General features: G+C 71.9%; 11 protein-coding genes. 7 read left to right on the top strand and 4 right to left on the bottom strand.

All coding sequences use genetic code 11. The annotated features are described in order from the left end of the window. Positions 1 to 54: 54 nt before the first annotated feature. The 3 genes from ACIP4Z_RS20065 to ACIP4Z_RS20055 form a co-directional block, all read right to left on the bottom strand. Complete coding sequence (locus ACIP4Z_RS20065) at positions 55 to 1875, bottom strand: glycine betaine ABC transporter substrate-binding protein (protein WP_391162545.1); 1821 nt, start codon at positions 1873 to 1875, stop codon at positions 55 to 57. Further along, positions 1868 to 3163 (bottom strand): glycine betaine/L-proline ABC transporter ATP-binding protein, encoded by a 1296-nt coding sequence (locus ACIP4Z_RS20060; RefSeq protein ID WP_401309811.1) that lies wholly within the window; start codon positions 3161 to 3163, stop codon positions 1868 to 1870. Before ACIP4Z_RS20060 ends, ACIP4Z_RS20065 begins: the two co-directional genes overlap by 8 nt. Before the next feature lie 198 nt (positions 3164 to 3361). Beyond that, positions 3362 to 4681, bottom strand: a complete 1320-nt coding sequence (locus ACIP4Z_RS20055) for an MFS transporter (RefSeq protein WP_401309808.1) — start codon at positions 4679 to 4681, stop codon at positions 3362 to 3364. Between the two features lie 72 nt (positions 4682 to 4753). On the opposite strand from ACIP4Z_RS20055, the gene ACIP4Z_RS20050 reads away from it, so the two are divergent. From ACIP4Z_RS20050 to ACIP4Z_RS20035, 4 genes are all read left to right on the top strand, one after another. Next, positions 4754 to 5560: a DeoR/GlpR family DNA-binding transcription regulator gene (locus ACIP4Z_RS20050; protein WP_355336345.1), complete on the top strand. Its 807-nt coding sequence runs from the start codon at positions 4754 to 4756 to the stop codon at positions 5558 to 5560. A gap of 384 nt (positions 5561 to 5944) precedes the next feature. Then, complete coding sequence (locus ACIP4Z_RS20045) at positions 5945 to 7390, top strand: family 2B encapsulin nanocompartment shell protein (protein ID WP_401309805.1); 1446 nt, start codon at positions 5945 to 5947, stop codon at positions 7388 to 7390. Between the two features lie 71 nt (positions 7391 to 7461). Then, positions 7462 to 8517: a family 2 encapsulin nanocompartment cargo protein terpene cyclase gene (locus tag ACIP4Z_RS20040; protein WP_401310128.1), complete on the top strand. Its 1056-nt coding sequence runs from the start codon at positions 7462 to 7464 to the stop codon at positions 8515 to 8517. 63 nt (positions 8518 to 8580) lie between these two features. Then, entirely contained in the window at positions 8581 to 9456 is an 876-nt protein-coding gene (locus ACIP4Z_RS20035) for a geranyl diphosphate 2-C-methyltransferase (protein WP_355336343.1), read from the top strand. 65 nt (positions 9457 to 9521) lie between these two features. Here ACIP4Z_RS20035 and ACIP4Z_RS20030 read toward each other — a convergent pair whose 3' ends face one another. Then, entirely contained in the window at positions 9522 to 9698 is a 177-nt protein-coding gene (locus tag ACIP4Z_RS20030; RefSeq protein ID WP_401309802.1) for a hypothetical protein, read from the bottom strand. A gap of 661 nt (positions 9699 to 10359) precedes the next feature. Here ACIP4Z_RS20030 and ACIP4Z_RS20025 point away from each other — a divergent pair. The 3 genes from ACIP4Z_RS20025 (at position 10360) to ACIP4Z_RS20015 (ending at position 13621) form a co-directional block, all read left to right on the top strand. After that, a complete protein-coding gene (locus tag ACIP4Z_RS20025) occupies positions 10360 to 11703 on the top strand; it encodes a hypothetical protein (RefSeq protein WP_401309799.1) in 1344 nt (447 codons plus the stop codon). A gap of 338 nt (positions 11704 to 12041) precedes the next feature. Continuing rightward, a complete protein-coding gene (locus ACIP4Z_RS20020) occupies positions 12042 to 12959 on the top strand; it encodes a DUF4397 domain-containing protein (protein WP_401309796.1) in 918 nt (305 codons plus the stop codon). An 8-nt stretch (positions 12960 to 12967) separates the two neighbouring features. Further along, positions 12968 to 13621, top strand: coding sequence for a class F sortase (locus tag ACIP4Z_RS20015; RefSeq protein ID WP_401309793.1), 654 nt, complete (start codon positions 12968 to 12970; stop codon positions 13619 to 13621). The last annotated feature ends 445 nt before the right edge of the window (positions 13622 to 14066 follow it).

The following is a 14066-nucleotide window of genomic DNA, read 5'->3' as shown; positions in this document are numbered from 1 at the left end:
GATGCGGTACGGATTCCGCGAACCCCTCTTCCGCGTCGTCGGCTTGACGGGGGGTCAGCCGGTGGCGGTCACCGGCGCCATCTTGTCGGCGATCCCCGGATTCTTCGCGAGCCACTTCTTGACGCCCGCCGCCGTGTTGTCCTGGCCGGCGGACTGGATGTCGGCCTCCAGGGAGCTGAGCTGCTCCTCGGTGAGGTGGAAGTCCTTCATCCAGGCGGTGACCTGCGGCAGCTTGTCCGCCCGGCCCTTGTTGGCCAGATTGTGGATGGAGTCCGCCTTGCCCCACAGGCCCTTGGGGTCGGCGAGCTTGGTCAGCTCGTACGTGCTGTAGGCCCAGTGCGGGGACCACAGGACGACGGCGACCGGCTTGTGCTGCGCGTAGTCCCGCTTCAGCTCGGCGAGCATGGCGGAGGTGGAGCTGCTGACGACCTTGTACTCGCTGTCGAGGCCGTAGCCCTTGAGCACCGTGGAGTTGAGCAGCTTCATCTCGCCCGCGCCCGGCTCGATGCCGATGATCTTGCCGCCGAACTCCTTGCCCCGGCCCTTGAGATCGGCCATGGACGAGACGCCCTTGACGTAGGACGGGACGGAGACCTCCAGGGACGTCTGGTCGTACCACTTGCCGAGGTCGGCGTAGTCCTTGCCGTACTGCTGGAGGTAGGACGCGTGCGTGGTGGGCAGCCAGGCGTCGGTGAGGTAGTCGAAGTTGCCGGTGGACAGGCCGGTGAAGGCGGCGCCGGGGTCGTAGGTGTTGACCTGGGCCTTGTAGCCGCGCGAGTCCAGGACTTCCTTCCACAGGTTGGCCGACGCGATGGACTCGTCCCAGTTGAAGGAGCCGATCTTGACCGTCCGGCCCTTGCCGACGTCCGCCGAACCGGCCGTCGCGGGGCCGTCGTCGGAGTCGCCGCCGAAGATGCCGGTGCCGCAGGCGATCAGGGCGAGCGCGACGACGGCGGACAGGCCGACGGCGGGGCGCGGGCGGTAGCGCAGCACGCTCAGGCCGCGCGTCGGGAGCTTCGCGCGGGCCAGCGCCAGGGCGCGGCGGCCCAGCGGCGAGACCTGGTCGCCGAGCGCGCCGGTGATCCGGTCGAGGTAGATGGCCAGGATGACCACCGCGATGCCGCCCTCGAAGCCGAGGCCGATGTTGACCTGGCTGATCGCGCCGAAGACGGTCGAGCCGAGCCCTTCGGCGCCGACCATGCCGCCGATGACGACCATCGACAGCGTCAGCATGATGACCTGGTTGACGCCCGCCATGATGGTCGGCAGCGCCAGCGGCAACTGCACGCGCATCAGCGTGCGGCCCGGCGACGTACCGAACGCGTCGGCGGCCTCGACCAGTTCCTCGTCCACCTGCCGGATGCCCAGCTCGGTCATCCGGACGCCGACCGGCATCGCGAAGACGATGCAGGCGATGACGGCCGGGACCGTGCCGAGGCTGAAGAAGATGATCGCCGGGATCAGGTACACGAAGGCGGGCAGCGTCTGCATGACGTCGAGCACCGGCCGGACGACCATGCTCGCGGTCCGGCTGCGTGCCGCCCAGATGCCCAGCGGCACCGCGAGCAGCAGGGCCACGACACCGGAGACGACGACCAGGGACAGCGACTGCATCGCCTCGTCCCACTGCGCGATGGAGTCGATCAACGCGAAGCCGAGGAAGGCGAGTACGCCCGCCGGGAGGCCGCGCATCCACAGCGCGATCACCGCGAGGATGGCCGCCATGAGCAGCGGCGGCGGGCCGCCGAGCACCCATTCCACGCCGTCGTACATGTGGTTGACGACGCTGCTGATCGCGTCGAAGAGCCAGGAGAGGTGGTCCGTCAGCCAATTGACGGCGTCCTCCGCCCAGTTACCGAGGTGAATCCTAGGCACGGGCGGCCTCCTTCCCTTCGAAGGACCCGGATTCGACGGTCCCGGCTTCTACGGTCCCGGCTCCGGGCGCGGAACCGACGGTCCCGGATTCGGGCGCGGTCTCGTCCTCGTGGTCGCCGAGCGCCGCGAGCAGCGCCACGCGCGGGATCACTCCGGTGAGCCGCCCGTCGTCGTCCACGACGGCCAGCGGCAGCTTCGTCCGCGAGGCGGGCGTGAGCAGGCCGGACAGCGGGGTGTCGGCCTGGGTCGTCACGCAGTCGGTGTCCATGAGGTCGCGCACGGTGCCATCGTTGTCAGCCTGCGTGCAGCTGACCTCGGTGACGGTGCCGACCAGCTTGCGACCGCCCTCGGCCCCGCCCTCGACGACGAAGGCGGCGGACGCGTGGTCGTCGCGCAGGACACTCATCGCGGCGCGCGGCCCGTCGTCCGGGCTGACCATCACGCGCGGTTCCTCCATGATCGAGGCGGCGGTGAGCACACGGGAGCGGTCGACGTCCTGCACGAAGCTGGCCACGTAGTCGTCGGCCGGTTCGGTGAGGATGTCCTGCGCGGTGCCGATCTGGACGATCCGGCCGTCGCGCATGACGGCGATACGGTCGCCGAGCCGCATGGCCTCGTTCAGGTCGTGGGTGATGAAGACGATGGTCTTGCGCAGCCGCTGCTGGAGTTCGAGGAGCTGGTCCTGCATGTCGCGGCGGATGAGCGGGTCCAGCGCGGAGAACGACTCGTCCATCAGCAGCAGTTCGGCGTCGGTGGCCAGCGCGCGGGCCAGGCCGACGCGCTGCTGCATACCGCCGGACAGCTCGTCGGGCCAGGACTTCTCCCAGCCGCTGAGGCCGGTCATCGCCAGCGCCTCGGCGGCCTTGGCCTCGCGCTCCTCGCGCGGGCGGCCCTGGACTTCGAGGCCGTAGGCGGCGTTCTCCAGCACGCTGCGGTGCGGGAAGAGCGCGAAGTGCTGGAAGACCATGCTGATCCTGCGGGAGCGCAGGTCGCGCAGGGCCTTCGCGGACAGGGCCGTGAGGTCCCGCCCGTCGAACAGCACCCTGCCCGAGGTGGGCTCCAGCAGACCGTTCAGCATGCGCAGCAGGGTGGACTTGCCCGATCCCGACAGGCCCATCACGACGAATATCTCGCCGGGTTCCACGGTGAAGGAGGCGTCGACGACCGCAGCGGTCGTCCCTTCCTCCCTCAGTTTCTCGCGGTCGGCGCCTTCCTGAAGCCGACGTACTCCTTCCTTCGGCCTTCTGCCGAAGATCTTGCTTACGTGCTCGACGACGAGCTGTGTCACGGTGGCCTTTCGGGGCAGGGGACAGAGCGGAGCCGAACCTTCCGACTCCGCGTCGCCGCCTACCCGAGGTCACACGCAGCGCAAACAAGACGACTTAAATCGGTCCTCTATGCCCGATTTGATGTCGCTTTGCGGGGCAGCTCATTGTGACCGGATCGTGTCCAAGAACGCAGGGGGCTCGTCAGCCCCGCCTGACACTCAGGCCCCGTGCGGCGCACTGGCGGCGTCCGTCTCCGTCATCGTGTCCGTCTCGGCCGCCGCGCCTGTCTCGACCGCTGCGTCCGGCTCGACCGCCGCGTCAGGCTCCGCGTCCGGCTTCAGGGTGCCCGCCGCGACGCTCGCGATGACACAGAAGGCGACCGGCAGGGCGAAGGTGGCGTTCAGCGGCATGAAGTGGGTGAGCGGGCCGATGACGGCCGGGCCCGCGAGCATGCCGAGGTAGCCGAGGCCCGCCACGCGGGAGACGTTGGCGCCCGCCGCGTCCTTGTCCGCGTGGCCGGCGGCGCTGAAGAGCTGCGGGATGCAGCCGGACAGGCCGATACCGAAGACCGTCCAGCCGATGAGGGCCAGCGGGACGCTGTTGGACAGCGCGGCCGTGGCGAGACCGACGGCGCCGAGGGCGGAGCCGTACCGCAGGACCGCGACCGTGCCGACGCGGGCGGCGACCGAGTCGGTCAGGAAGCGGCCGACGGTCATCGCGGTGGCGAACGCGCCGTACGCGAGGGCGGCGGTGGCCTGCGGGGCGTCGAGGACGTCGCGCAGGTGGAGCACGCTCCAGTCGTTGGCGACGCCTTCGCTGAGCATGAGCATCAGGGCGAGGGCGGCGAGGATCCAGATACGGGAGGGGGTCTTGCGCGCGGACTTGGCCGCCGCCTTGGGCGTATCCGTGGCCGTGGCCGTATCTGTCGCCGCGCCCGTGGCCGTATCCGTGGCCGCGCTCGCGTCCGCCCGCTCGGCCACTTCCTTGGGGAGCAGCGCCGGGGCGGCCAGGGCCATGACGGCGAGGCCGACCAGGGCCGCGGCGCCGAGGGTGACCGCCGGGCTCCAGCCGAGCTTCAAGGTGAGCGCGCCGAGCAGGGAGGCGATGACGCCGCCGACCGAGAAGACGGCGTGGAAGGCGGACATGATGGGCCGGGCGTATCCGTGCTCGACCTGGACGGCGTGGGTGTTCATGCTGACGTCGAGGGAGCCGTTGCCGAAGCCGAAGACGAACAGGGCGGCGGCCAGCGCCCACGGGTTGGTGGCCAGGCCCGGCAGGACGACGGCCGCGGCGCACAGCGTGGCGCTCGCGGGTACGACCTTGCGGGAGCCGATCCGGTCGGTGAGGGGCCCGGCGAGCTGCATGCCGATGAAGGCGCCCCCGCCGAGCAGCAGAAGGAGCCAGCCGAGCACGGCGTGGCTGATGCCCACGCGGTGTTCGATGGCGGGAATGTGCACGATCCACATGCCCAGGACGAAGCCGTTGAGAGCGAAGAAGGCGAAGGTGGCCAGCCGTCCGGCCCGCAGGGATCTCTCCATGGTTCGAACGTAACGAACAGATTCTCTGTTTGTAAAGTTGCAATCCGAACATCTCGGGTGTTCGATTGCGTCATGGCGAGTACGGCGGGCGGTACTGAGGGAACGGGCGGCGCGGCGCACGCCGGGGCGGCGGAACGGCTGCGGCGGATCGCGGAGGCCGTGCGCGAGGCGGGCCGGATGAGCGTCGCGGACCTGGCGGAACTCACCGACACCTCCGAGATGACGATCCGCCGCGATCTGGAGGCGCTGGCCGAGCAGGGCGTCATCGAGCGCTACCGGGGCGGCGCCCGGAGCCTGCTGCTGCGCGGCGAGGAGCCGCCGTTCGCGCTGCGCGCGCAGGACGGGAGCGACGCGAAGCGGCGGATCGCCGCCGCCGTCGCGCAGATGCTCACCGACGGCGAGTCCGTCGTGCTCGACAGCGGCACCACATGTCTTGAGGTCGCGCGCGCCCTGGAACACCGGCGCCTGACCGTCATGCCGCTGTCCCTCCACGCGGCCAACGCCCTCACCGGCGCCGCCCACGTCAAGCTGCTGCTGCCGGGAGGCGAGCCCCGCCCCGGCGAACTCGCCCTCACCGGACCGCTCACCGAGGCGTCGCTCGCCTCCCTGCGCTTCGACACCGCCGTCATCGGCTGCTGCGGCCTGACCGCGGCCGACGGCCTGACCGCCTACGACCTCGCCGACGCCGCCGTCAAGCGCGCCGCGATCTCCGCCGCCCGCAGGGTCATCGCCGTCGCCGACGCGGCCAAGTTCTCCCGTACGGCGCTGGCGTTCGTCGCCGCGCCGACCGCCCTCGACGCCGTCGTCACGGACGGCGCGGCCCCCGCCGAGGAGACGGAAGCCCTCGCGGCGGCCGGAGTCACGGTCCACACCGTCTGAGACGTGTCCCTCGGGGGCCCTTCCCGCCTCCCGCGAACGGCGCGCGGGCAGGGGGCGCGCCGGGGTGAAACCTTGTGACGGGGGGATCACCCGAACCCGTGAAGGGTGGGGAAAACGCCTGGCGGCGGGGTTGTGGCGGCGGGCTGAGGTGATCGCGGGGGCGCGCGCCCCTTCCCGCCTCGGCCGGAAGGTTTGCACCACTCGCGGCGCGAAGTCGCCCCCCGCGCGCCGTACCGGGACGGCGCCCCGGGCTGTTTCGCTGGTTCCCGTGCGGTGGGCCGTCCGGTCCCGGGGCCGTCCGGTCCCGGGGCCGTTCGGTCCCGCGGGCCGTCCGGTCCGCGACCGGCCTGTGCGCACAGCTCTGTTCCCCGTCCCGGAGGCAAAGTGCCCGCTTCGGAAAGCACCATCAGCCCCACGACCGACGAGCCGCCGCCCGCCGCACCCGGCGACGGCGCGCGGCTCACCAGCCTCAGCACCCTGGGGGCGCGGCAACTCGCCACCACCACCAAGTCAGAACCGCAGATGCGCGGGATCAGCTCGCGCTGGCTGCTCAGGATGCTGCCCTGGGTGGACGTCCCGAGCGGCACCTACCGCGTCAACCGCAGGCTCCAACTCCACGTCGGCCAGGGCAGGGTGAGCTTCGACCAGAACGGCGCCGACGACGTCCGGGTGATCCCGGAGACGCTGACCGAACTCCCGGCGCTGCGCGGCTACCAGGACACCGACGTGCTGCGGGAACTGGCCGGCCGCTACGAGGTCCGCCAAGTGCGCGCCGGAGACACGCTGTTCACGGCAGGGCAGCCGATCACCGAGACCTACCTCGTCGTCCACGGACGGCTGACCCGGTACACCGAGGGCAGGTACGGGGAGGAGGCGGTCACCGGAGTCGTCACCGACGGGGGCCAGTTGGGGGACGAGGCCATCGGCCAGGACGAGCCGCGGTGGACGTCCTCGGCGCGGGCCGACACCGCGGCCGTCCTGCTCACCGTCCCCTGGACCGTCGTCGCCGAAGTCGCCGACCGCGTCCCCTCCTTCGCCGCGCACCTGGCCGCGTACGCCGAGCGGCAGCGGCGGCCGACGAACCGGCGCGGCGAGGCGGACGTCCCGACGCAGGCGGGGCACCGCGGCGAGCCGTCGATCCCCAGCGGCTACGTGGACTACGAACTGGCCCCGCGCGAGTACGAGTTGTCGCTGACCCAGACCACGCTGCGCGTGCACAGCAGGGTCGGGGACCTCTACAACGACCCGATGGACCAGACCCAGCAGCAGCTCAAGCTGACCATCGAGGAGATCCGCGAGCGCCAGGAGTGGGAGCTGGTCAACAACCGTGACTTCGGGCTGCTGCACAACACCGAGTACGACCAGCGGATCAGCACCTTCAGCGGGCCGCCGACACCGGACGACCTGGACGAACTGCTGTCCATGCGGCGCGGCACCCGCTTCCTCATCGCCCACCCGAAGGCGATCACCGCCTTCTTCCGCCAGGTGAGCAAGCGCGGTCTGATGCCGGGCCTCGCCGACGTCAACGGGCACGCGGTGCCCGCCTGGCGCGGTGTGCCGCTGCTGCCCTGCGGCAAGATCCCGGTCACCGCGCACCACACCAGCAGCATCATCGCGCTGCGTACCGGTGAGGACGACCAGGGCGTGGTCGGCCTGCTCCCGACCGCGCTGCCGGATCAGCTCCAACCGGGCCTGAACATGCGCCGCATGGGGGTGAGCACGACGGCGGTCATCAGCTATCTGGTCACCGCCTACTACTCGATGGCGATCCTCGTGCCCGACGCGGTCGGCATCCTGGAGAACGTCCAGCTCGGCAGGACCGTCGAGTGACCGGGCCGAGCGTGGACCACGCGACGGGCGCGCCCCCGGACACGGACGTGTCGCGGGCGGCGGCCACCACGGTGGCCACCGTCACCCCCACCGTCCCCCGGCAACTGCCCGGTCCGCAGAATCTCACCCGGACGCTCAAGGCCCGGCGCACCGGGGCCGTTCCCGGTCTCAGGTACCAGCCCGCGCCGCCCGTGGACCAGGCGAAGGTCGACGAGGTGGACCGGCGGCTCGAGGAGTGGGCGCGCGGCCTCGACCTGTTCCCGCCCGCGTGGAACGGGGACTTCGCGGGATTCCAGTTCGGCCGGGCCGTGGTGCTCCAGCATCCGGGCGCCGCCGACCTCGAACGGCTCACCGTCGCGGGCGAGTTGCTGCTCGCCGAGAACCTGGTGGACTCCTGCTACTGCGAGGAGGAGGAAGGAAGAGGCGGTTCCCACCAGGGCCTCGGCGGGCCGCTGCTCATGGCCCAGTCGGCGATCGACCCGCACCACGGCACGCCCGAGTCCGAGGCACAGTGGCGGCTCGGCATGCAGGCGGACGGGCCCCTGCGCTCGTACCACTGGGCGATGAGGGACTACGCGGAGTTCGCCACCCCGAGCCAGACCACCCGCTTCATGCACGACATCGCCCGGCTGCACCTGGGCTATCTCGCCGAAGCGGCCTGGGCGGAGAAGCGTTTCGTCCCGCAGGTGTGGGAATACCTGGTGATGCGGCAGTTCAACAACTTCCGCCCCTGCCTGTCGATCATCGACGCGGTCGACGGGTACGAGCTGCCCGAGGCCGTCTACGCGCGGCCGGAGATCCAGCGGATCACGGCGCTGGCCTGCAACGCGACGACCATCGTCAACGACCTCTACTCCTTCACCAAGGAGCTGGAAGGCGACCCGACGCACCTCAATCTGCCGCAGGTCGTGGCCGCAAACGAGGGATGCGGACTCAAGGCGGCCTATCTGGAGAGCGTCGAGATCCACAACCGGATCATGGGCTCCTTCGAGGAGGAGGCCGCCGCCGCGTCGGCGACGTCACCGCTGGTCGCGCGGTACGCACGCGGGCTGTCGGACTGGGTGGCCGGCAACCACGAATGGCACGCGACCAACACCCACCGATACCGCCTGCCCAACTACTGGTAGGCGCAGGCTGCTTCACCCGCTCCACGGCACGATGACCGATCCCAGTACCAAGAGGAGTCAGCGTTGACCATTTCGCACCCCGGCGTCGCCAAGGCACCGGTTCCGGCCCAGTCCACGTACCAGACCCGCGTCGCGGACTACTGGAACGCCGAACAGAATCCGGTCAACCTCGAACTCGGCAGGATCGACGACCTGTACCACCACCACTACGGTGTCGGCGACGTGGACTGGTCCGTACTCGACGAGACGGACCCCGCCAGGCGCCGGGATCTGATCACCACGGAACTGCACCGGCTCGAACACGCCCAGGCCGAACTCCTCGCCAAGCACCTGGGCCCGCTGAGCCCCGAGGACCGGGTCTTCGACGCCGGTTGCGGGCGCGGCGGCGGCAGCGTCACCGCGAATCTGCGCTACCAGTGCCACGCCGACGGCGTCACGCTCTCCACCAAGCAGGCCGACTTCGCCAATGAGCAGGCGCGGGCGCGCGGTATCGACGGCAAGGTCCGCTACCACCACCGCAACATGCTCGACACCGGCTTCCAGACCGGCGGTTACGCCGCGTCGTGGAACAACGAGTCGACGATGTACGTGGAGTTGGACCTGCTCTTCGCCGAGCACGCCCGGCTGCTGCGCCGCGGCGGTCGCTACGTCGTCATCACCGGCTGCTACAACGACACGTACGGGCGTGCGTCCCGCGAGGTGTCCCTGATCAACGCCCACTACATCTGCGACATCCACCCGCGCTCGGCGTACTTCCAGGCGATGGCCAAGCACCGGCTGGTGCCCACCCACGTCGAGGACCTGACGGCCGCGACCATCCCGTACTGGGAACTGCGCAAATCCGCCGACCACTTGGTCACCGGAGTCGAGGACGCCTTCCTGACCGCGTACAAGAACGGCAGCTTCCAGTACCTGATGATCGTCGCCGACCGCGTCTGACCTTCGGCGCGCGAGACCTCCGGGGGGACCCCGGCTCGGACCAACACGAGCCGGGGTTCCGGGGGTCAGTGGCGGCGCGGCGGAAGGGGGGCGGACAGGCCCGTACCGAACAGGCGGTGGTCGACCTCGTCCAGGGCCAGGCGCAGGGCGCCGAGGGCCACGCCCTCGTCGGCGAGCGTGGAGGCCCGGATCTCGTGGAGGCGCAGGCACAGGCGGCGGACACGGTGTTCCTGGCCGTACACGGCGTCCAGACCGGCCGGTCACCGCCGCGAGCGAGCCGGAGGCCGACATCGGGCGGGCCCTGATCGCCGCCGCACGGTGAACCGTCGTGCTCCCCGACTGATCCTGGCCGGCGACCCATCCGCGGCCGGAGCGGCTCCGAATACGGGGCAGGAGAGCGTCTCCGTGTGGTCGTCGTACGGGAAGGACCGGGCCTGCCGCTTACCTCCACTGAGCTGTGGAGGTGTCGTTTCCGGACCGCGGGATCTGCTGAATTTCTGCCCATTCAGCCCGCGTCCGGAATTTGTCGTGCCCGAATATCGGGACGCTCCCGATGAGCTTTGTGGTGCGTGAGTGAATTACTCGCGAGTAAAAGGATCACCGTAATGATCATCACCACTCTCGCCGCGCTGACCAGCATGTTTGATCGCATCTGGCATATTCGGGATTCACTCCGTGTCCGAGATTGAACGGAAAGTGAGAGGGCTTGTCAGTTTCGTTCAAGTGTGCTGATATTCGGGCTGGATTCCTTTCGCTCCGAGGCGCTGCGGAGTCGGCTTCCTCAGGGGGGAGGCCGATTTCGCGGAAGCGGGCACCAGCCCGTGACGCCCCGGTCCCGGTCGTCCGGGCGGCGGTCGTCACCGCCGCGCGGGCGCCGTTCCCCTTCCAACCCGTGAGCGGTCCATGTCGCAGAACTTCTTCGAGCCCCGCACACCGGTACGGCGGCCACGGCCGCCGGGACCGGCGCTCGGCCTGCCGCCCGGCCTGGTGCCGGGGCTCGAACCCGCGGCCCGGGAGGGGAAGGCCGCGGGACCGTCCGGGGGCGGGGGGCCGTCGGGGCCTGGTGAACCTCCCAGACCCGGCGGCCCCGACGAGCCGTCCTGGCTCCGGATCTACTGGAACACCCTGCGGTCCTTCGTCCGGCGCCACCTCGGGCTGAGGCCGAAGGCGCCGGCCGCGCCCGGCGAACAGGCCGCCCGGCGGCACCGGGGCCGGGCGCTCGCGGTCACCGTGCTCGTCCTGGCGGTGGTGTCCGCGGCGGCCGTGGTCGTCCTGCGCGACCGCGGCGGCTCCGGGACCGGGTCCGGGACCGAGGGCTCCGACCGGCCGACGGCGGCCGTCGATCCGAACGCGTCCGCGTCCGGGTCGTCGTCCGGGTCGTCGTCCGCGTCGTCTTCCGCGTCGGTCTCCCCGTCCACGCCGCCGCCGATCCGCGACGCCGTCGCGACCTGGGTGGCCGGGCACATCGGCCCCACCCACGTCGTCGCCTGCGACGTCGCCGTCTGCGCCGCGCTCGTGTCGCACGGCTTCCCCGCGGGCTCCACGCTCACCGTCACCTCCTCTCCGCAGCAGCTGCTCGGAGCCGATGTCGCCGTCGTCACCGGCCCGTTGCGCGCGATGGCGGGGGACGCGCTACGGGATCTGACCGGCCCGCAGCCGCTCGCCGTGTTCGGCGGGGGTGAGGGTGACGGGGCCGGGGCGGGTGACGAGGCGGGTGACGGGCCCGGCAGCGGCAGCGGGACGGACGCGGCAGCCGACGCGCAGCGCGCCGAGGTGCTGCCGATCGCCCACGCCGGGCGTACGGCGTACGAGCGCGTGGCCGCCGCGGACCGCGCGGAGCGGCGCTTCTCGGGGGCGGCGCTCGCCGCCAACCAGCGGATCACCTTCCAGGGCGGCACGCGCGCGCTGCTGACGAGTGGTCATGTCGACCTGCGCGTCTGCGCGTTGCTCGCCGTCCTCAGCAGCGGTCACACCCTCACCGTCGCGTCCTTCGACGCGCCCGCGCCCGGCGCCGGTGCCGACGTCCCGCGCGGCGGCGTGGCGATCTCGCGCGTGGACGGCGTCCCGGCCACGGGGAGCGGACCGCAGGCCGCCGCGCTGCGCGCCCTCGTCGACGCCCAGCAGCCGCCCTACCGGCCGCTGCGGACCGCGGCGCGTACCGGCGGCGCCGGAACCCCCGCCGTCCTGACCGTGCTGTACGACCAGCCCGCGCCCGACGGCCTCGTCAGCGCCAACTCGCCGTCGTGAACGCCGCATCGCCCCCGCACGGGCAGCCCTCCGGGCCCGGCCCGAACCCGGACCTCGACCGTGAACGCCGAAGCCGACCCCGTACCGGCCCCCGGCTCGACCGTGAACGCCGAGCCGACCGGCCCACCCCGTTGGGCGGCCCGGCCCCGAGCCGCCCCGACACAGGCCCCGACCCCGAACCCGCCCCCGAACCCCGAGCCGACCGGCACACCCGCCCGTCAGACGGCCCGGCCCCGCCCCGCACCGACGCAGGCCCAGACCGCGCCCCCGCCCCCGACCACGCCCCCGCCCCTGAACGCCGGACCAATCGGCGCATCCGCCCGTCAGAAGGACTTCGCATGAGGCTTTTCCCGCGGGCGACCGCGCGCACCGGATCGTCGTCCAGACCGTCGTCCAGATCCTCAGCGCGGGCCGCCGCGCTCGGCGCCGCCGCCGTTCTCACGCTCAGCGCCGCGGTGCTGGCGGGCCCGGCCGCGGCCGGTGCGTCGGCGGCTCCCGCCTGGTCCGGCGGCTGGCTGCGGCTGGCGCACTTCTCGCCCGGTACGCCGCCGGTGGACGTCTACCTCTACCCCTTCGGCGGATCGAAGGCCGCGATGGTGCTCAAGAGCGTGTCGTACGGGCACGCTTCGCCGTACGAGTCGGTCGCCACCGGCCAGTACACGGTCGCGATGCGCAAGGCGGGCGACCCGGCGTCGGTGTCGCCGGTCATCTCCTCGACCGTGCGGGTCGTGCAGGGCCGCGCGTACACCGTCGCCGGGCTCGGCCCGAACTCGGCGCTGCAACTGCGCACGCTCTCCGACCAGTTGTCGGCCCCGCAGGGCCAGGCCGCGGTACGGGTCATCCAGGCGTCGCTGAGCCAGCCCGCCGTCGCGGTCCACGTGGCCGCGCTGAACCAGGGTTCGCTGCGCTTCCCCGCCTCGACCCCGTACCGCACGGTGTCCGCGGGCAGCACGACCGTACGGGTCTCGGCCGGGGCCGCGACGACCTCCCGTACCGTCCAACTGACCGGCCGCAGCACGCACACGCTGGTCGTCCTGTCCTCCACCGGCTCCGCGCCCGGCCTGCTCGACCTCACCGACTCCGCGGGGCCGAGCCGTCAGCCCCACGGCGGCGTGGACGCGGGCTTCGGCGGTCTCGACCAGCGGAAGGCGGCGGCCGAAGGCTCCCGTACGCCCCAACTGGTTGGCTGGGGAGCCGCCTTGGTCATCGGCTCCGGCCTGCTGGTGCTGTCGGTACGCCGACTGCGGCGCGGCTGAGCGGCGTCATGGCGCCGCGACACGCACGGCCCCGGCCGCGTCATCGGGGAGCGGCCGGGGCGCTCGCCGTCCTCGGAGCGGTGACGGTCGCGGGCGGCGCCGTCGGCCTCGCCGCGAATCTGGGGACGCGGCCGGGCTCCGGCCACGCGCGCGCCGCCGTCGGGGCGGTCGCCCCGGAGCCGGGCCGGGTCGTCAGCCGGCCCGTGGCCCCGACGGAGGCGACCGCCGCCCGGCCCCGCGCGCTCGCCATCCCGGCCATCGACGTCGACACCCCGCTCGAACCGCTCGGCCTGACCCCTTCCGGCGCCCTGGACACCCCCTCGCGGCCGAGCCGGGCGGGCTGGTTCGACGCGGGCCCGGTCCCCGGTGCCCCCGGCCCCGCCGTGCTCGTCGGCCACGTCGACTCCCCCGGCGGCCCCGCCGTCTTCTCCCGTCTCTCACTCCTGCGGGTCAACGACGTCATCCGCGTCACCCTCGACGACAACCGGACCGTCCGCTTCCAGGTGACGTCCGTCCGGAGCTACGCCAAGGACGCGTTCCCCACCGAGGCCGTCTACGCCCCGCGCCCCGACCCCCAACTCCGCCTGATCACCTGCGGCGGCCGTTTCACCGGCCACACCTACCTCGACAACATCGTCGTCTTCGCCCGCCTCCTGCCCTGAGGCCGCCCGCCTCGTCCCCCGCGACACAGCGCGCCGTGAGGATTCCGAATGCGTTTCGCGGGAGCGGTCTCACATTCCCGCAACGCCGTTCCGGATAGCCGTACTTCGCGGAAAACGGAATGCCGCACCTTACTTGCAGCGTGAATCAAGTTGAATCCGGAATTCCGCGCCGGAGGGCCGTTTCCCGGATCTGATTCAAGCCGCATACCGCCGAGAACGCGCCAAGCCTCGGTACGGGATTCGAGGTCGGCCGGATCCGCGCCTATCGTCGGCCGGGTTGCCGCGGACCACCCGGCACCGGCACGGGGGAGCACACATGCGTGGGATCAGAAGACCGCCCATCGGCGCAGCGCAGCACGTGAGACGGTACGGGCCCGCAGTGGCGACCGCCTGACGCGTCGCCGTCCGCACCGGCGCCCGGCCGCCCGCGCCGGGCGTCCACGTA

The sequence above is a fragment of the Streptomyces sp. NPDC088910 genome, from assembly GCF_044749865.1.
Lineage (GTDB): Bacteria > Actinomycetota > Actinomycetes > Streptomycetales > Streptomycetaceae > Actinacidiphila.
Note: the sequence above shows the minus strand (reverse complement) of the source record. Positions and strands in the feature narration are given on the sequence as shown.

Coding starts and splice junctions, on each gene's coding strand:
- ACIP4Z_RS20055 (WP_401309808.1), bottom strand. CDS start 4,681: ATGGAGAGATCCCTGCGGGCCGGACGGCTGGCCACCTTCGCCTTCTTC.
- ACIP4Z_RS20050 (WP_355336345.1), top strand. CDS start 4,754: ATGGCGAGTACGGCGGGCGGTACTGAGGGAACGGGCGGCGCGGCGCAC.
- ACIP4Z_RS20025 (WP_401309799.1), top strand. CDS start 10,360: ATGTCGCAGAACTTCTTCGAGCCCCGCACACCGGTACGGCGGCCACGG.
- ACIP4Z_RS20020 (WP_401309796.1), top strand. CDS start 12,042: ATGAGGCTTTTCCCGCGGGCGACCGCGCGCACCGGATCGTCGTCCAGA.
- ACIP4Z_RS20015 (WP_401309793.1), top strand. CDS start 12,968: ATGGCGCCGCGACACGCACGGCCCCGGCCGCGTCATCGGGGAGCGGCC.